Annotated in this window: 16 protein-coding genes; 12 read left to right on the forward strand and 4 right to left on the reverse strand. The window is 34.4% G+C overall.

The genetic code is table 11. The features are described from left to right. Nucleotides 1-89 precede the first annotated feature (89 nt). The 12 genes from pbpC to QBK95_RS17575 all read left to right on the forward strand — a co-directional run bounded on the left by pbpC (nt 90) and on the right by QBK95_RS17575 (nt 16554). Complete coding sequence (gene pbpC, locus QBK95_RS17515; protein WP_280935851.1) at nt 90-2441, forward strand: penicillin-binding protein 1C; 2352 nt, start codon at nt 90-92, stop codon at nt 2439-2441. A gap of 120 nt (nt 2442-2561) precedes the next feature. Continuing rightward, entirely contained in the window at nt 2562-3215 is a 654-nt protein-coding gene (locus QBK95_RS17520; protein ID WP_280935852.1) for a TetR/AcrR family transcriptional regulator, read from the forward strand. Between the two features lie 9 nt (nt 3216-3224). Next, nucleotides 3225-4910 carry an AMP-binding protein gene (locus QBK95_RS17525; RefSeq protein WP_280935853.1) on the forward strand — a complete coding sequence of 562 codons (1686 nt, stop codon included), beginning with the start codon at nt 3225-3227 and terminating at the stop codon, nt 4908-4910. Next, on the forward strand, nt 4901-5701 hold the full coding sequence (locus QBK95_RS17530; protein ID WP_280935854.1) for an SDR family NAD(P)-dependent oxidoreductase: 801 nt from the start codon (nt 4901-4903) through the stop codon (nt 5699-5701). Before QBK95_RS17525 ends, QBK95_RS17530 begins: the two co-directional genes overlap by 10 nt. Then, complete coding sequence (locus QBK95_RS17535; protein ID WP_280935855.1) at nt 5702-7303, forward strand: acyl-CoA carboxylase subunit beta; 1602 nt, start codon at nt 5702-5704, stop codon at nt 7301-7303. 15 nt (nt 7304-7318) lie between these two features. Further along, nucleotides 7319-9298 (forward strand): acetyl/propionyl/methylcrotonyl-CoA carboxylase subunit alpha, encoded by a 1980-nt coding sequence (locus QBK95_RS17540; protein ID WP_280935856.1) that lies wholly within the window; start codon nt 7319-7321, stop codon nt 9296-9298. A 2-nt stretch (nt 9299-9300) separates the two neighbouring features. Further along, nucleotides 9301-10119 carry an enoyl-CoA hydratase-related protein gene (locus QBK95_RS17545; RefSeq protein ID WP_280935857.1) on the forward strand — a complete coding sequence of 273 codons (819 nt, stop codon included), beginning with the start codon at nt 9301-9303 and terminating at the stop codon, nt 10117-10119. 34 nt (nt 10120-10153) lie between these two features. After that, entirely contained in the window at nt 10154-11008 is an 855-nt protein-coding gene (locus QBK95_RS17550; RefSeq protein ID WP_280935858.1) for a beta-keto acid cleavage family enzyme, read from the forward strand. 2 nt (nt 11009-11010) lie between these two features. Then, a complete protein-coding gene (locus QBK95_RS17555) occupies nt 11011-11817 on the forward strand; it encodes an SDR family oxidoreductase (protein ID WP_280935859.1) in 807 nt (268 codons plus the stop codon). A 5-nt stretch (nt 11818-11822) separates the two neighbouring features. After that, nucleotides 11823-13601, forward strand: a complete 1779-nt coding sequence (locus tag QBK95_RS17560; protein WP_280935860.1) for an acyl-CoA dehydrogenase FadE — start codon at nt 11823-11825, stop codon at nt 13599-13601. A 13-nt stretch (nt 13602-13614) separates the two neighbouring features. Then, on the forward strand, nt 13615-15120 hold the full coding sequence (locus QBK95_RS17565; RefSeq protein ID WP_348637346.1) for an acyl-CoA dehydrogenase family protein: 1506 nt from the start codon (nt 13615-13617) through the stop codon (nt 15118-15120). Nucleotides 15121-15132: 12 nt separating this feature from the next. Further along, entirely contained in the window at nt 15133-16554 is a 1422-nt protein-coding gene (locus tag QBK95_RS17575; protein ID WP_280935861.1) for an aldehyde dehydrogenase family protein, read from the forward strand. Between the two features lie 35 nt (nt 16555-16589). Here QBK95_RS17575 and QBK95_RS17580 read toward each other — a convergent pair whose 3' ends face one another. The 4 genes from QBK95_RS17580 to QBK95_RS17595 form a co-directional block, all read right to left on the reverse strand. After that, a complete protein-coding gene (locus tag QBK95_RS17580) occupies nt 16590-17057 on the reverse strand; it encodes a CYTH domain-containing protein (protein ID WP_280935965.1) in 468 nt (155 codons plus the stop codon). Between the two features lie 90 nt (nt 17058-17147). After that, entirely contained in the window at nt 17148-17981 is an 834-nt protein-coding gene (locus QBK95_RS17585; RefSeq protein ID WP_280935862.1) for a DUF2911 domain-containing protein, read from the reverse strand. Between the two features lie 23 nt (nt 17982-18004). Then, nucleotides 18005-19108 (reverse strand): AraC family transcriptional regulator, encoded by a 1104-nt coding sequence (locus QBK95_RS17590; RefSeq protein WP_280935863.1) that lies wholly within the window; start codon nt 19106-19108, stop codon nt 18005-18007. Nucleotides 19109-19141: 33 nt separating this feature from the next. Continuing rightward, nucleotides 19142-19840, reverse strand: a complete 699-nt coding sequence (locus QBK95_RS17595; RefSeq protein WP_280935864.1) for a hypothetical protein — start codon at nt 19838-19840, stop codon at nt 19142-19144. Between the last annotated feature and the right edge of the window lie 37 nt (nt 19841-19877).

Consider the following 19877-nt stretch of genomic DNA (forward strand, 5'->3'; position numbering starts at 1 on the left):
GTATTTTTCTAACCGTATTGTCGTATATCTAATGACATTTGTATAAATTTCAGAATTATTGTCTAGGTGCATATAAATTGTAAATTATAGTGTTCGAAATACCCAAAAATTATATTAGAAAACATCCTAAACGATTGATTGTTATCGGAGTGTTGCTAATTTGGTATTATTTATCTTTACCTAAACCATTGTTTGATGACCCCACTGCGACAGTAATTGAAACGAAAAATGGAGAATTACTTGGAGCTAAAATTGCTAGCGATGGACAATGGCGGTTTCCAGAAACAGATAGTGTACCAGAAAAGTTTAAACACTGTATTCTCGCTTTTGAAGATCAACAATTCTATAATCATTTTGGATTTAATCCGATATCAATGATAGATGCTATTATTGAAAACATAAAGGAAGGAAGAGTAGTTCGTGGTGGAAGCACAATTACACAACAGGTCATTAGATTATCACGAAAAGGAACAAAGCGAACGTATTTTGAAAAATTAATTGAACTCATATTGGCAACCAGACTTGAATTTGGTACATCCAAGAAAGATATTTTAAAATTATATGCTTCATATGCTCCTTATGGAGGAAATGTGGTTGGAATTGATATGGCTTCCTGGCGATACTTTGGATTGCCTGCACATCAATTATCTTGGTCAGAAAGCGCAACCTTAGCTGTATTACCAAACGCTCCATCCCTAATATATCCTGGAAAGAATCAAATACGCTTATTAACGAAAAGAAATCGATTACTGAAAACATTACTAGAGCAAGGTACAATCGATTCTTTAACCTATGAATTATCAATTAGTGAACCGCTGCCAGAAAAACCATATCGACTTCCGCGAATTGCACCTCATGTATTAGATCGATTGGCAAAAAGTAATAATGGGGAGCGATTACAAACTACTATAGAAATATCATTGCAGCAACAGGTAAATCAACTTGTAAAACGACATTATGAAACGCTTAGGCAAAATGAAGTTCATAATATGGCAGTATTGGTTGTGGATGTAAACTCTAGAAAAGTAATGAGCTATGTGGGGAATACTCCAACAGATAGAGCACACCAAAAAGATGTGGATATTATACAAGCCGGTAGAAGTACTGGTAGTACATTAAAACCGTTATTATTTGCAGCGATGATGGATAAGGGAGAAATATTACCAGAACAATTAGTTTCTGATATACCTACGGTTATTGCAGGATATACCCCAATGAATTATGACGAAACTTTTAGTGGAGCCGTTCCAGCGAACAAAGCATTGGCGCGATCACTAAATATACCTGCAGTCAGGTTATTGCAACAATATGGATTACAGAGGTTTAGAGATGAGTTAAATGCTTTTCAAATTGAAAACCTTAGATATAGTGCAGATCATTATGGATTATCACTGATAGTAGGTGGAGCAGAGGGAAGTCTTTGGGATTTGTGTAAAACGTATGCAGGTTTTGCAGGGACATTAAATCATTACCAAAGCAACTCTAGCGAATATTTTACGAATGAATTTACTGAGCCAATAATATTGGCCAATACAAAAGTTGATTTCGGCAAAAAAGTAAAAGAAAAACCAGTATATGGCGCAGGAAGTATTTGGCTAACTTTTGAAGCGATGAAAAAAGTAAATCGTCCAGAAGGAGATGAAGCTTGGGAATTTTATGATTCATCTAGAGAAATTGCTTGGAAAACTGGAACTAGTTTTGGAAATAGAGATGCGTGGGCAATTGGAGCAAGTAAGGATTATGTGGTAGGAGTTTGGATAGGGAATGCCGATGGAGAAGGCAGACCAGAACTTACAGGATTAAATTCGGCGGCTCCTGTATTGTTCGATGTAATTAATATACTGCCAAATTCTGAATGGTTTCCTATTCCTTATGATGATTTGGTGAAAGTTGATGTTTGTATTAAAAGTGGATTTCTGGCAGGAAAAGAATGTCCAACAAATGAAAGATATATTCCAGTGGCTGGAATTAAGACAAAACCTTGTCCATATCATCAATTAGTGCATTTAGACGCTACAAAACAATATCAGGTTAATTCTTCCTGTGAGTCCGTAACAGATATGATCCATGAATCCTGGTTTGTGTTACCAGCTTTGCAAGAATATTATTTTAAAACCAAAAATGCTGATTATCGAACATTGCCATCGTATCGATCAGATTGTACAAAGGAGTTCCAAAATAGTATGGATTTTATTTTTCCAAAATCAAATAGTAGTGTGTATTTGCCTAAAGGATTTGATGGGAAAACGAATGACGTTGTATTGAAGATTGCACATACACAGCCCGAAACAAGAGTCTTTTGGTATATTGATAATCGATTTATAGGAGTTACCAAACAATTTCACGAAATGCCAGTAAAACCTAAAGTAGGAAAGCATGTGATAACCGTGCTGGACGAAAAAGGAAATCAACTAAAAAGGAGAATTGAAGTAAAAGAATAAAGTTTTTTAAACCTTGATTTTTAGGAAACTAAATTCTTATTATTTAAAAATAGTCATTAATGACTATTAATTTTTATATTAATATAAAAATTATTTTATATTTGTGTAAAATAGAATAGCGTGGAAACCAAACAAAGAATACTTGATCAAGCACTTAAAACCTTTAATAAATCAGGGTATGGTGCGGTGAACTTATTCGAGTTAGCTAAATCTTTGGATATGAGTAGGGGAAATATGACCTATCATTTTAAGGATAAAGAAACTTTATTACAAGAGTTAACTAATCAGTTATGGGATAAATTGACCAATGTAAGAATGGAAAAAAGCATTCCATCTTTCCAGAACTTGCATAATGAAGCACAGCTATATTATAGATTACAGAAAGAATACTCTTTTATTTTTCATGATAATCAGATGTTGAAACATACATTAATTGCACCAAAAATGGAGTCTCTTTGTACTAAAATGATCAAGGAAATAGAAACCGCGATAGCATTTTCCATTCAACTTGGTAATATGAGAGATGAATCAGTTCCTGGTGTATATAAGAATTTAGCATTAACCACTTGGATGTCTATGTTTTTTTGGTCTTCTCAAAAAATGATTAGAGGCAATAAAACCAATGAAGACGGAGAAAAGGTTATTTGGAGTCTCTTGTTACCTCACCTTACTGAAAAAGGCTTAGCATCATTTAAAAAATTCTTCGGAGAAGAGTATCTGTCGAAAATGGGTGAAGCGTTTGATCATAATATGGATTCTTATTTAACTTTTTAATTTGTTGCTATGAGTAGTTTACGTATTCCAGATTACAATTCGCTTCCAGAATATTTTTATCACTGGATTGATCAGAAACCAGACTTTCCTTTTCTGAAACAACCTAAGGGGAATTCTTGGAAAATCTTGACGTATCGAGATGCGTATATCGAAGCTTCAAAGATGACCAGTGCTTTACAAAAATTAGGATTAAAAAAAGGAGATCACGTAGCAATATATTCTAAGAACTGTTACCATTGGATACTTGTTGATTTGGCTATTATGATGGGCGGTTTTGTTTCAGTGCCTTTATACTACAACCTTTCTGGGAAACAACTAGGACAAGTGCTAGAGCAATCAGATGCTAAAATCGTTTTTGTAGGAAAATTAGACAGTTGGTCTGGGCATGTGAATGAGATAAAAGATACGACACAGATTATTCGTTTTCCACATTATGAAGGAAATGCAAAAGTAACTCAAGGATTATTATGGGATGATCTAATTTCGCAAAACGAACCATTGTCAAAAGGTTATGTTCCGGATCCTGAGGAGCTATGGACCATTTTGTTTACATCTGGTACAACGGGCACTCCAAAAGGAGTAATGCATGTACATAAAACACCAGTAAATATTATTAAAAATGATGACCTGAATGATTGGATGGGAGCTGCAAATAATCTAAGCCCTAAATTACTATCATATTTACCATTAAATCATGTAGGGGAGAAAATAGGTATTTATACTAGCGCATTGACATTAGGCGGGACCATTTCATTTGCAGAAAGTATCGAAACCTTTGCTAAAAATTTACAAGAAACTCAGCCGACAATTTTTTTCGCAGCACCTAGAATATGGACAAAATTTTATTTGGGTGTGGCAAATAAGATATCACTCAAAAAACAAAAAATACTATTTAAAATTCCAATCCTATCTGGATTCTTAAAAAAGAAAATTCGGCAAGGTTTGGGGATGACCAACGCTCGATTAGTAGTTACTGGATCTGCGATTACCCCTACTTATCTTAAAGAATGGTATAAGAATCTGGGGATTTATTTGATAGAAGCATATGGGATGACAGAAGTTTGTGGGTCTATTACAAATACACCTATGAGAGATGCTCCTACCGATTCTGTTGGTAAACCTGTGCCAGGTTGTGAAATTAGGATTGATCCTAAAACCCAAGAAGTGTTAATGAAGTCTCCTTTTATGATGAAAGGATACTACAAGGATTCAGAATTGACCGAAAGAGTTCTAAAAGATGGATGGTTACATAGTGGAGATAAAGGAAAAGTAGATGAACAAGGATTTTTAAGAATTATAGGGCGCGTTTCTGATGCTTTTAAAACTAGTAAAGGGAAGTACATTACGCCAAACCCAATGGAAGAGAAAATTGAAAAAAATGTATTAGTAGAGCAAGTCTGTGTAGCAGGTTTAGGTCTGCCTCAACCTATAGCGGTGATTAACCTATCAGAAGTTGCATTAGATGTGGCAAAAGAAGAAGTCGAGTTGTCTTTGGACGATACACTTGTTTCACTCAATAATGATTTGGCAAATTATGAACGGGTATCCACTATTGTTGTAGATCGTACTGCCTGGAATACAGAGAATGGGTTGTTAACACCAACACTAAAAATAAGACGAGGAGAAATAGACAATAAATTCAGTGAGAATTTTCTGGAATGGCATAATAGCGAAAAAAAAATCATATGGTTATAAGTAAGACAGTATTGATATCTGGGGGTTCCAGTGGAATTGGTTTTACAATATCTAGATATTTTGCTAAAGCTGGGTATACTTTGCTTTGGGTTGCTCTTTTAAAAGATGAGATCACAGCATCCAAATTACGGTTACAAAAGGAATTTTCAGATTGCCAAATTAATTTTTTGGTTCAGGATCTTTCTGTATCAAATGCCGCACAAAAAGTTTATGATTGGGTGAAAAAAAATAAATGGAATGTGGATGTGCTAATCAACAATGCAGGTTTTGGAACGTATGGTTTTATTAATGATACGGATTCAGAACGAGAGTTGAATATGATCAATGTAAATATCGTGAACCTGTATAAAATGACTCGATTGTTTTTAAAGGATATGATAACCAATAATCAAGGTACAATTATAAATATTAGTTCTAATACTTCTTTTCAACCTACACCAAAACTAAGTACGTATGGAGCAACTAAATCTTTTGTCAATCATTTTACCAGAAGTGTTCATGAAGAATTGAAAATTCTAAACTCCAATGTAAAAGTAATTTGTGTATGTCCTTCGGCGATTAAAGACACTAATTTTAAGAAGACAGGAAAGATGGAAAAAGTAAAAACATTTAATGGATTAGCCACCACAACATCCGAAGAAGTAGCCAAAGATATATGGAATGGATTTATAAAAGGAAAAAGTTTTATAGTTAGTGGATGGAAAATGCGAATGCTACATCGTATTTCGGGAATAGTTCCATACCGATTTCAACAATTTTTGGTAAGAAGAGAAATTAAAGAAGCACATTAAATGAGAGCATTAAAATCAAATATTAATACAACAAGTGCTTCCTTTCAAGAGAATAAAAAGGCAATGCTTGAACTAGTAAAAAAACTAGATGAGCATTTTGAAGAAAGCCGTTTTCAAGGAAAGGAGAAATCTATAAATCGAGCTAGAAACCGAAATAAATTACTCGCCAGAGAACGTATAGAATTACTATTGGATAAAGACAGTCCATTTCTTGAGTTATTGCCATTAGCTGGAATGCAAAAAAAAGATGGATTCGGAACTGGTGGAACAAGTGTTTCTGGAATTGGAGTAGTAGAAGGAAAACTTTGCATGATTAATTCTAATGTGGGTACTCGCAAAGGTGGATCAGTAGATTATGCAACTGTTTTTAAAGGTTTTAGAGTAGGGCAGATTAGTAGAGAGTGTAAACTTCCGTCTATAAATCTTGTAGAAAGTGGTGGAGCTAATCTTCCAGATCAAGCCAAGATATTTAATTATGGAGGCGAAGGGTTTCGAGAAATCACAAGAAGATCAGAAATGGGCATTCCTACTATTTCTGTAGTTTTTGGTAATGCCACAGCTGGAGGAGCTTATGTGCCTGGAATGTCTGATTATGCAATTTTTCAAAAAAATTCTGCTAAAGTGTTTTTAGCAGGACCTCCATTGGTAAAAATGGCAACTAATGAAGAGTCCACAGATGAAGAGTTAGGAGGCGCCGAAATGCATAGTAGAATTTCTGGAGTTTCTGATTACTTGGCAGAGGATGAACTCGATGCTATTAGAATTGCAAGAGAGATCATGGCCTTTATTCCAGAACCAAAACCACATTTAGTACCAGAACAACCAATAAAAGAGCCACTTTTTTCTGCAGATGAGATTCTTGGAGTAGTTCCTGTAGATACCAAAACACCTTTTGATATTAGAGAATTAATCATGCGAATAGCAGATGGTTCAGAGTTTTCAGAATTTAAATCTGAGTATGGAAATACTATGGTATGCGGATGGACAAAAATACACGGATATCCCGTAGGAATTCTAGGCAATAATGGAGTTATTTTTTCAGAATCTGCTAATAAAGCAGCGCAATTTATACAATTATCCAATCAAAAAAATATTCCATTATTATTCTTGCAAAATACTACAGGTTATATGGTAGGTAAAGCTTATGAAGAAGGAGGTATTATTAAGAATGGAGCTAAACTTATTAATGCCGTTTCTAATAGTAAAGTACCCTCGATAACTTTAATGATTGGTTCCTCGTTTGGTGCTGGAAATTATGGTATGAACGGAAGATCTTATGAGCCTAATTTTCTCTTTGCATACCCAAATTCAAAGATTGGAGTAATGGGATCTCAGCAGTTAGCTGGTGTGATGCGTATTATTCAAAAAACTTCAGCTAAGGCAAAAGGGATTCCTTACAATGAAGACCAGGCAAAAATGATAGAAGGAATGCTTATCGCAGAAGCCGAGTCAAAAGCTTCGTCTTGGCATTCTACATCAGAATTGTGGGATGATGGAGTCATAAACCCTAAAGAAACCAGAAACTATTTAGGTTTTTCTTTGGCCGTATTGTATAACCAGGAAATAAAAGGAGCTAGTAGTTATGGTGTCTGGAGACATTAAGATCCTATTACAAATATGAAAAATATCAATACCATATTAATTGCGAATCGAGGAGAAATTGCCTCGAGAATTATCCGTACCTGTAAAAAGATAGGTATTACTTGTGTTGCAGTATATTCTGAAGCGGATAAAAATGCACCATTTGTTAAACAAGCAGATTTGGCAATCCATATTGGAGATCCAGAACCATCTAAGTCATATTTGGATCAAGATAAAATCATTGCAGCAGCATTACGTTCTGGCGCAGATGCCATACATCCTGGATATGGGTTTTTATCAGAAAACGCTTCATTTGCTCAACGATGTTTTGATGAAGGGATTATTTTTATTGGCCCAAAACCAGAGGTTATTGAATCCATGGGATCCAAGTCCCATGCAAAAATGATTATGGAACAATCAGGAGTTCCAGTAATACCAGGATATAAAGGAAAAGCGCAATCGGATGCAATTTTAAGAGAAGAAGCTTTAAAAGTTGGGTTTCCATTATTGTTAAAAGCAACTGCTGGTGGTGGTGGAAAAGGAATGCGCATCGTATATGAAGAAAAAGATCTTGAAAATGCAATTGCTTCTGCAAAAAGAGAAGCAAAAAACGCATTTGGTGATGATGAATTACTGATCGAAAAATACATTGAATCTGGAAGACATATTGAATTTCAAATTTTTGGAGATCAACATGGTAATATCATCCATTTATTAGAAAGAGAATGTACTATCCAAAGGCGTTACCAAAAAGTAATTGAAGAAAGCCCTTCTCCTGTAATGACCGATGCACTAAGAACAAGCATGGGTGAAGCTGCGGTTTTAGCGGCTAAATCTTTGAACTATGATAATGCAGGAACTGTAGAATTTATTTTTGATGATAAAACCCAGAACTTTTATTTCCTGGAAGTGAATACCAGATTACAAGTTGAGCATCCAGTAACGGAGGCGATTACAGGGCTTGATTTAGTGCAGATGCAAATAGAATCTGCTAAAGGACTTCCGTTACTAATTAGACAAGATGAAGTCAAAGCAAATGGCTATGCTATTGAAGCTAGATTGTATGCAGAGGATGCCGCTAATAATTTTGCGCCTGTAACAGGAACCATTCATACGTTTGAATTTTCTAATATAGAAGGACTTCGAATAGAATCAGCAATCGAATCAGGATCAGAGATCTCAATGTTTTATGACCCAATGATTGCCAAAATAATTGTAAGTGATACAGATAGAGAATCTGCACATAATAAACTTAGCTATGCACTTAAACACTTAGTTTGTCAAGGAACCATAACAAATCAAAGCTTTTTGCAAACCCTGCTTCAGCATGAAGATTTTAGAGCAGGAAAATATGATACTCATTTTATTGATAAACGGATCGATCTTTCCAAATTAAATAACCTAACCAAAAACCATATAGAGGAAATAGCCTTAGCGGCTACTCTATATAGCTGGAATGAAAGAGAAGTTTCAAGAAAAACACTAAGAAGTCTTCCTTCAGGATGGAGGAATAATTTTTACGAGTACCATAAAGAAATTTTCCTTATCAATGATCAGGAAGTAATTGTTCAATATAGATTCTTGGATAATAATTTTACTGTAATTATTGATGAAAAAGAAACTGAAGCAAATATTATTGACGTAGATCAAAACTTGATTCGTCTTAATATTAGTGGTTTGCAAAAAAGCTTTTCAATACTGAAAGTGAATAATGATTATTATGTACACGCTGCAGATATTGGTAATGTTAGTGTGATTAAAAAAGATCGCTTTCCAGCAAAAGAAAAAGAAAAGGTAAATGGAGGATACGAATCCCCTATACCTTCACAAATTGTCAAAATTCATATTGCTACAGGTGAACAGATTACAAAAGGAGATCCATTATTAGTACTTTCTTCTATGAAAATGGAAACAGTGATTGAAGCAGATGAAGATGGTATTATAGAAGAAGTATATGTAGAAGAAGGAAATAATGTAGAAGCTGGTTTTTTACTGTTAAAAATTAATAAAAATTAACTATGGATTTTTTTGATACTGCACTCATTAAAGATGCACTGAACCAAAAGTATGCTTTTGTGAAGTTAAAGGTAGAAGATCATGTAATGACCTTAACCTTGGATAGAACTGAGAAGAAAAATGCCATACATCCTCAGATGGTTCAGGAAATCGCGTTTGCAATGCAATTTGCTAAACAAACTAATACAATTAGAGCGATAGTTATAGATGCTGCAGGAGATGTGTTTTGTGCAGGTGCTGATTTAAAAGCTTTTATGGGAATTGTTGGAGAATTCGAATCCTCTATTCCACTGGCAAAAGAAGAGGTGCTTATAGGAGAGCTTTTTAACAAAGTACATAAACCCATTATTACAAAAGTAGAAGGCAAAGTATTGGCAGGAGGTTTTTTCTTTCTGGCAGGAGCTAATTATGTAGTATGTAATGAAGGAATTACATTAGGATTGCCAGAGGTTAAAAGAGGCCTGTTCCCATTTCAGGTAATGGCTGCGTTGTTAGAAATAATGCCGAAACGAGCAGTAGTTGATTGGTGTATAAGAGGATATGATCTGGATGTAAAAGATGCGAAAAACTTTGGATTGATTACGCACATTACAACTCCAGATACAATGAAAAAAACTGTTGAAGATATACTTAGCGATATCAAGATAAATTCTCCCACAGCAATTCGATTAGGCTTGGAAGCCTTGGATACAATAAATGAACAAGCATCGACGCATAAATATCTTATGGAGATGCTTCAAAAAACGGTGAGTTCTAAAGATGGACAGGAAGGATTACTTGCTTTTAGACAAAAAAGACAACCTGTTTGGACAGGAGAATGAAAATAAAATTTAAGAAGATATGCCTTTTAAAAAAATGATTCTTTCAGCAGCTCTTACAGGAGCAGCAACAAATAGAACACATTGCCCAGACATACCATATACTCCTCAGGAGTTAGGGTTAGAAGCAAAACGTGCGGTAGATGCAGGAGCAGCAATCGTTCATATTCATGCTAGAGAAGATAATGGTATGCCCAGTTGGAGAACAGAAGTATTCGAACAAATTACCCAAGAAGTTCGAAAACATTGCCCTGATGTAATTATTAACTACTCTACAGGAGCTATTGGGCTTTCTATAGATGATAGACTAAAACATTTGCCAGTTACAAAACCAGATATGGCTGCGTTCAATATGGGAAGTATGAATTATGCCATTTTTTCTAAAAGAGCTAAACAATTTATTTGGAATGGTGTTTTTGAAAATTCGTATGATGATATGATCAAGGTAGTTACTACCATGAATGAGCATAATATTTGCCCAGAAATGGAATGTTTTGATACAGGACATATCAGAAATGCAGAACCTCTAAAATCAATGGGACTTTTGCCAGATAATGCTTGCTATAGTTTAGTGATGGGAGTAATGGGAGGAATACCAGCAACTGCAGAAAATCTAATCCATCAAATAAAACAGGTTCCCGACGGAGCTTTTTGGCAATCTATAGTCATTAGTCGCAAACAATGGCAACTCTCTGCCATTGCCGCCGCAATGGGAGGGAATTTTAGAGTAGGATTAGAGGATAATTTTTATTTGCCTAATGGAGATATGGCAAAATCTAATGGAGAACTAGTAGAAGCTGGAGCTTCCTTGGCCAGAATGATCGGAAGAGAAATTGCTTCTATAGAAGAAGCAAGAGCAATGCTTAATATTCCAAAAAAAGTAAATGCATAATTATGTTTAAGTCAGATACATTTAAAGACAAAGTAATATTAGTAACAGGAGGAAGATCAGGCATAGGTTTTCAGATTGCTAAGGATTTTTTGCAACTTGGAGGAAAGGTAATTATATGCTCTCGAAAAGAGGATCAACTTAAAACCGCTGCCGAAGAATTATCAGCATATGGTGAGTTGTCCTATAAAGCTTGTGATATTCGCAATACTGATGAGATTCAGTCACTTGCCACTATGATAAAAGAGAAATATAAAGGATTAGATATTTTGATTAATAATGCAGGAGGTCAATTTCCTGCTTTGGCAGAATATATTAATGATAAAGGTTGGAATGCGGTGATTAATAATAACCTTAATGGAACATTCGCCATGACTAGGGAAATGGCGAATGCTTTTTTTATTCCGCAAAAGCAAGGAGTAATTGTCAATATTATCGCTGAGGTATTGCGCGGATTTCCAGGAATGGCACATACGGGAGCTGCAAGAGCTGGAGTCGAAAATCTAACCAAAACACTAGCTCAGGAATGGAGTGATTTCAATATAAGAATCAATTGTGTAGCACCTGGAATTATAGAATCAAGCGGATTGGATAATTACCCGAAACAGATTCAGGATATGTTTGAAGAAGCACAAAAAGCTATTCCTTTAAAAAGGTTTGGTAAAGTAGAAGATGTTTCAAATGCGGTAACATTTTTATCAAGTCCTATGTCAGCATATATTACTGGAGTTTCATTATATGTCGATGGAGCGCAACATTTAGGGTTCGATAAGATGGGCTTGGCGAATGTACTTAAATCATTTATGAATTAATTTTTATGGAACCTAAACTAGAAACAATTAAAGGTGGTGAGTTTTTGATCAAAACGAGTAATCCTAATACCGTGTTTACTCCTGAAGATTATACAGAAGAACATCATATGCTTCGCGAAGCTATTCGGGATTTTTTAAATAAAGAAATAGAACCGCTTAAAGAAGTTTTTGATAGTAAAAAAGGAACCGAAATTGCTCCTGAAATATTAGAAAAACTTGGAGAATTAGGGTTTTTGGCAATTTCAGTTCCCGAAAGTATCGGAGGAATGGGATGTGATATCAAAACAGATTTAGTAGCTTCAGAAATCATGTCTGATAGTTTTTCTTTCTCTCAAACCTTAGGAGTACAAAGAGGATTGGGTGTCAATACCATTTTGTTTTATGGAACAGCACCCCAAAAAACTAAATATCTGGATAATATTCTATCTGGAAAACTAAAATGTTCATATTGCTTGACAGAACCAGGAGCTGGATCCGATGCTAATTCTGGTAAAACAAAAGCTACCATAAGTGAAGATGGCACACATTATATCCTCAATGGTCAAAAAATGTGGATTACCAATGCTGGTTTTGCAGACGTCTTTTCGGTGTTTTGTAAAATAGAAGATGATGAAAATTTATCCTGTCTTATTGTAGAAAAAGAATGGGGAGTAATGTTAGGCGCAGAAGAGAACAAATTAGGAATACATGGTTCTTCAACAAGACAGGTGTTTTTCGAAAATGTAAAAGTACCTGTAGAAAATCTACTGGGTGAGAGAAATAAGGGATTCAAGATTGCAATGAATGCTCTTAATATGGGACGTCTGATGATCGGTGTAGCGGGATCTGCAATCGCAAAAAGAGGGTTTAAATTGGGTGTACAATATGCGAATCAGCGTATACAGTTTAATAAACCAATTGCATCCTTTGGAGCTATCCAAGAAAAAATAGCCAAAATGGCAACCGATATTTATGCTATCGAATCGGGATGGAATCGATTAGGAGGTGATATGGATACGCTTTATGACGAATTTAGAGCAGAAGGTTTAGATCCATTATTAGCGAAACAAAAAGTTGCTCAGGAATTTGCTACAGAATGTGCTATCGTAAAAGTCTTCGGGTCTGAAGTAGAACAATATGTAATTGATGAGGCATTACAGATTCATGGTGGAATGGGGTTTTCTGGAGAAAGTGAAATCTCTATGCATTATAGAAACATTAGAGGTAACAGAATCTATGAAGGCACGAATGAAATCAATAGATTGGTAATTCCAGGAACGATTCTTAAATATGCACTTAAGGGAAAACTACCATTAATGGAATCCGCAATGCAGGCTTTCCAGGATTTACAGTCAGGAAACCTAAAACCCGCAGATAGTAATAAACCATTTGGAGAATATGCGTTTGAATTTTTAGAAAACTGTAAGAAATCTGCTTTACTAATAAGTGGGCAGGCAATGCAAAAATTTCAACAGGATATTCAGGAAGAACAGGAAGTATTATCAAGGTTGGCAGATATTATTTCGCAAATATATATACTTGAAGGAGTCATACTTAGAACACTAAAAAGTAAAGAACAACATCAAAGTGTTCGAGAAGCGATAAGTTCTAACTGTATGAATAATGCTGCTGATCTGATTAGAGTAGCGGCTAAGGAAGTAATTTTTGCCGCTTCTGAAGGAGATATGAGACTAATGAGCCTTAAAGCAATTCATAAATTATTACAGCTACCTGCACGTAACATTATTATGGATAGAAGAACAATTGCAACGCATTTTATACAAGAAAATCAGTATAAAATCTAAAAAGAATATAATCATGAATAGCTATTATTTTGATGAAGGGCATACTCTATTTAGAGAAAGTCTTAGGGCTTTTTTACAAAAAGAAGTGATACCAAATATTGACCAATGGGAAGAAGATCGACGTATACCGAGAGAAATATGGAAAAAAATGGGACAGATGGGTTTTCTTGGACTCTCTTACCCAGAAGAATTTGGTGGAGCAAACCTTGATTTTTTCTATGATGTCATATTTGTTGAAGAAACTGCCAAAGTATTTTCAGGAGGATTTGCAATTACTCAGGCAGTAGTTCAATACATGTCAGGACCTTATATTTTGAAATATGGTTCTCAACAATTAAAAGAAAAATACCTTCCAGGAATTATCTCTGGTGAAAAAATCAGTTGTATTGGTATTTCTGAACCATCGGCTGGATCTGATGTCGCTAATATAAAAACAACAGCAATTCTGGATGGAGATCATTATATTCTTAATGGTTCGAAAACATTTATCACCAATGCCATCTATGGAGATTTTGTGATATGTGTTGTAAAAACTGACCCCAAAGCAGGTCCAGAAGGAGTAAGTTTATTGATTGTAGATTTAGATAAAGAAGGGGTTTCTAGAACCAAATTAAAGAAATTAGGATGGCATGCTTCGGATACCGCAGAATTGGCATTTGATAATGTCAAAATACCTAAGGAAAACCTTATTGGAGAAGAAGGACAAGGTTTTTATTATTTAATGGGTGGTTTACAAGTAGAGAGATTGGCGGGAGCGATTATGGGATATGCTGCCTGTGAAGCTGCGATGGGATATACACTACAATATATGTCCGAAAGATCAGCATTTGGCAGACCTATCAATAAGTTTCAGGTGTTAAGACATCGAATGGCCCAATTAGCTTCAGAAGTAGAAGCTTGTAAACAATTTGTATTATACTGTTCCAGATTAAATAATGATGGTAAGTATGCCGTAAAAGAATGTTCAATGGCAAAATTATTGGCAACAGAATTGTCAGATAAAACAATGACGCAATGTTTACAATCTTTTGGAGGATATGGATATATGGAAGATTTTAAAATAGCCAGAATGTTTAGAGATAGCAGAATTGGAACTATAGGAGGTGGGACTTCAGAGATTATGAGAGAAATCATTGCAAAAATGGTCATCGATGATGTTTCTTATCAACAAGCGAATAAAAAAGAGGTAAATAGTAATAATAATAACGAAAATAAGATTATGAGTAAAATAGAAAATGTACTTGAAACAATTCAGGAAAAAGCAGGAAAAGCAGATAGTTTACAAAATACGCTGAAGTTTAACTTTGGAGAAGAGCAATTATACATCGATGGAACGGGTGATAAGAACCTTGTTTCTGTTGAAGATAAAGCAGCAGATTGTCAGGTAGATGTAGAGTTTGACGATTTTATGGCATTGATCAAAGGAGAGCTTAATCCTATGGGAGCTGTAATGAACGGTAAAGTGAAAATTAAAGGTGATATGGGAGTTGCTATGAAATTACAGTCCCTGTTCGCCTAAACAAAATATAGTATGGTCACTGATATACAGGAAACATCTATTTCAGATATACAAGCTATATATGCTGAACAGAAATCTTACTACAGAACCGTTGGAAACTCTAGCGCCTCTGATCGTATTAAGAAACTGAAGAGATTTCAAAAAAGCATTCTAAAATTCAGAAAAGAATTGCAAGATGCTATGTGGAAAGACTTTAGAAAACCTGCTGCAGAAGTTGACCTTACAGAAATCTATCCAGTACTTACTGAGATCAGATTTGCCTTGAAACATTTAAGGGATTGGATGAAGCCAACTCATGTGTCTAGTCCAATAACAATGATAGGAACTTCATCCTGGATTCAATATGAACCAAAAGGGATGTGTCTTATTATTGCTCCCTGGAATTATCCAATGCAACTACTTTTTGCCCCTTTAGTATCGGCAATTTCCGCAGGGAATACAGTTATTCTTAAACCTTCAGAATTTACTTCTCATACCGTAAATGTGATGAAAATAATTATTGAAGAAGCCTTCGAAGGGAAGGAAATTGCTATTGTAGAAGGCGGTGTACAAACATCCACCGCCTTATTGGATATGAAATTTAGTCATATCTTTTTTACAGGAGCACCAGAAATTGGTAAAATTGTAATGTCTGCTGCCGCTAAACATTTATCTAGTGTCACGTTAGAATTAGGAGGAAAGTCTCCTACGATTATAGATGAAACGGCAAATATTAAATCTATAATACAAAGAATTACTTGGGCTAAGTTTGTCAATGCAGGGCAAATTTGTATTGCTCCTGACTATGTGCTTGTTCACGAAAGCAAAAAAGAAGAGCTGGTTCGGAACTTATCTGATCAAATCAAAAAACATTACGGTAATGACGCGATGCAATCTCCTGATTATCTGAGGATCATAAATGCGAAGCATTTTTTTAGATTAAAAAAGTATTTAGAAAACACGATAAAACAAGGTGGTAAAGTAGTTTATGGAGGCACTTTGGATGAGACCGAAAATTATATTGAACCAACTATAGTTACAGATCTTCCGCTAGATTCTGATTTGATGAAATATGAAATTTTTGGTCCAATTCTACCTATAATCACTTATAGTGATAAAGAAGATGTGATAGAACTAATCAATTCTAGAGAAAAACCACTGTCTTTGTATGTATACAGTCGGAGTAAAAAAAATATTAAATATTTTATGAAGAATACAAGTGCTGGAGGTTCTTGTATTAATATGTCTGCTGTTCATGTGGGAAATCCTAATTTGCCTTTTGGAGGAATAAATAATAGTGGAATAGGCAAATCCAGAGGACATTATGGTTTTATAGAGTTTACTAATGAACGGGCGATGTTTCGTCAAAAATTACCAAGCGCTATTCAGTTGATGACTCCACCATATACTGGTTTTAAGCAAAAATTGATTGATTTAACGTTGAAATATTTTTAAGGTTTACGATCTATTAAAACTGCGAATGATATTTTTTACCATGTTTTATATGGATGTTTACTCAATTGAGAGTTGTAATATCTGGGATCACCAGTAACTTCTTTTCCTAACCAATCTGGTTTTAAAAATGCTTCATTTTCATTAGATAATTCTATTTCTGCAACAATCAGACCTTCATTTTCATCATAAAACTCATCTACTTCATAGATGTGATTTCCTATTGCGATTTCGTAGCGAGTTTTTGAGATGACACCTTTTTCGCATAATTGTAATAGTGCTTTTGCTTCTTCGTGATCTATTTCTTTTTCCCATTCAAACCGAGAAGTACCCGAATCATTGCTTTTTCCTTTGATTGTTAAGAATCCTTTTTCTTCTTTGATTCGAACTCTTACCGCACGTGTTGGGTTAGAATTTAGATATCCTTGCGAGATGCGAGTGCTCTTTAGAGCTTCTTTTTTAAAGGCTTCAGAAGCTACTAGAAATTTACGTTCTATTTCAATCATTTGTAGTATATGATATTGATCTTTGTTATCAGTATAGATTCCAGACATTATGTTTTTCAAATCTAATGTCTAGAATCTATAAAATGCTTTTTATCTAGACCATTTTTTGATATTTTTTTCATTTAACCTTACTAAATCTTTATTTCCTGCTTTTTTAGAGAGTGTCAAAGACCTTTTAGCTACTATTATTGCTTCTGGTTTTCTATCCAGATCTGCTAGAATTAATGATTCTCTATATACCTGAAAAAACAATGCATTTTTACTAGCTGTAACTTTTTGTATATACTCCAGAGCTTTATCCAAGTCCTTTTGTGCTTCGTGTAAATATAACGCCGCTAGGAAATAATCAAAATCAGTTGGGCCAGAAAATGCTTTTTCGATATTGTTCATTGTTTTTGTGTGTGTATCAAACTTTAATGGTAGTACTATTTTGGTTTGATCCCAAGCAAAAATAAGTTTTGAGCTATCCAATGTGATTTGATCAACATAAATCAAAAATGTTTCTAAAGGTTCATTTTGTATAATGCTTTTAGAAGTAAAACTAGCAATGGGTGTTCGATTTACATAGGTATTCCAATTGCTGGATTCGTAATCGTATAAATGAACTTCCCAGATACTTATTCCAGGTTTGGTAAGAATAGCGTATGTTCCTTTTTTTACAGGTGTTTCAAAAATCGTAACATCATCATCAAAAGTAATTTTTGTTGCTGCATTGGCACCAGTTCTCCATAACTCATCATAAGGAATGATGCCTTGTTCTCCAAAAATAGTTCGACCTCTTTTACTAGGCCTGGAGTATTCAATTTCGATTTCGGTCAACCCAATAGTTTGTGTCGTTTTTGAGTATGGACTTAATGCAGGAACAGTAAGTTGTGCATGTGCGCTTACAACAGTAATTATACTGAGAAAAAATATTTTGAACATAGTTTTTTGATATTTTAATATGATTAAAGACGTGCGAAATACTCTTTTGGAGTAGTTCCCATTAGATCTTTAAATGATTTGTTAAATGTAGTTTTAGAGTTGAAACCTGCTTCCTGAGCAAGACCAAAGAAGGTCATGTTTTTAGCTTGATCGGTTTTCGCTAAGGCAATAAATTCTTTGATTCGATAATAGTTTACATACTCAAAAAAGTTCATTCCGATTCTTTCATTGAGTAAGCGGGCTATTTCTGGGTTACTTACACCCAACATTTCTGCTAATTCCGATTTGAGCAGTTTCCTGTTTAAATAAGGTTTCCTTTCCTCCATTAAATGCTCTAATCGAGATTTTAAACTATCTAACTGTAGGTTTGATAATTTGGATTGTGCATATTTTTTATGAGTTATTAGTAAAGGAACCTTGAATAGATCAGGTTCTTTCATACCATAAAAAGTAATAAACAGAATGATGAGAGCAATACTTATCCATATGACTTGCCAAGCGGATTTATCTAGGAATTGGTATCCCATCAGCCAATAAATAAACATGCTAAACCAACAAAGTAGACAGATTCCTATGCCTATCAGAAAATTCATGAAAAACTGAGATTTTATGGTAAAACTTAATTCATTTTGGATGTCTTTTCTAAATTTTAAGAATATTCTAAAACTTAACACCCAGTAGGTGATATTAAATAATAATCCGATGGCAATAAAAAATAAGGTAAATCTAAACTGTTCACCACTTTCTAGTCGTTCTTGTAATACCGTATCCGATGGTAAGATAAAAGCAATGGTTACAAATGTATTGTATACCAAAGCAGGGACATAATGGAGTAATTCTTTATAAGAGTATTGTTTGTTCAATAGACTAGATCTGGTAAACAAATAGATCGTAGCACCAAACAGCAAGGTAGCAAACTCAGAAAATATTACCCAACGATAATTGTCGCCAAAAAACCCCGAAATATATAGTACGCGTCCTGTTAATCCGATAGCAAGAACAAGTACAAGGAAAGCTATATAGCTATTAATACTTTTTCTTTTTTTGGAAGAGAAAATATAGATAAATAACAAAAATAGACTTTGAAAATATCCAAAATAAACAAGTTGATTTAGGAATGATTGCATATTCGTGAGATCTGTTTTTTGGCTTTTAATATACTAGTTTAGGACAAATTGATTTACGTGTAATATACCTTTATGATTCATTTTAAGATTTTCTTCGTAGAAGGCATCAAATTCTTTTTTGCTTTCCCATTGAGTAATAATCAATAAATCAGGATTATGATAATATCCAATAGGTGATTTGCCATTGGTTAGTTGAATAATTTTTTTTCCTCCTTTTGCGGTTGATTTTTGTAACCAAAGTTCTGTGAATTTTTTAAAAGATACGGCATCTTTTTTCCAATAGGATGTAGCTACATTATATTTATTTCGATCAATTTTAAAAGAAACATCTCTAGGCATTTCGTAATAGGTTAAACTAAATAATGACCAGATGTTTCTGCGTTGTACATGAAAATCTGGAACGACACTCTCAATTTCTGAAATAAATTGTTCACGATTTTTTAGGTCATTCCATTTACCGAATATAAAATTTGCAGGTTGAATATTTCCTTGCGTAGTTTCTTTAATACCAAAAGCTGGCATTGGTGTATATGTTTTTTTGAATGCAACAGGAAAAGCTGTTTTTTTGTATTTGTCAAAGTCCTTTTCGGTTCCTGACTTTGTCGTCAATAAAAGAATATCTAATATTTCTCCTTTCTTAAAGCTAAAGGATTTTACTGTAGATTGAGCAAAAACACCTGTTGATACCAAAAAAGTAAAGCATACCAGATAGTGGGTTTTTAAAAGCTTCATAATTGTTTGTTTTTAAATGATACATTTTTTTGACAAA

The sequence above is a fragment of the Aquimarina mycalae genome, assembly GCF_029906345.1.
Lineage (GTDB): Bacteria > Bacteroidota > Bacteroidia > Flavobacteriales > Flavobacteriaceae > Aquimarina.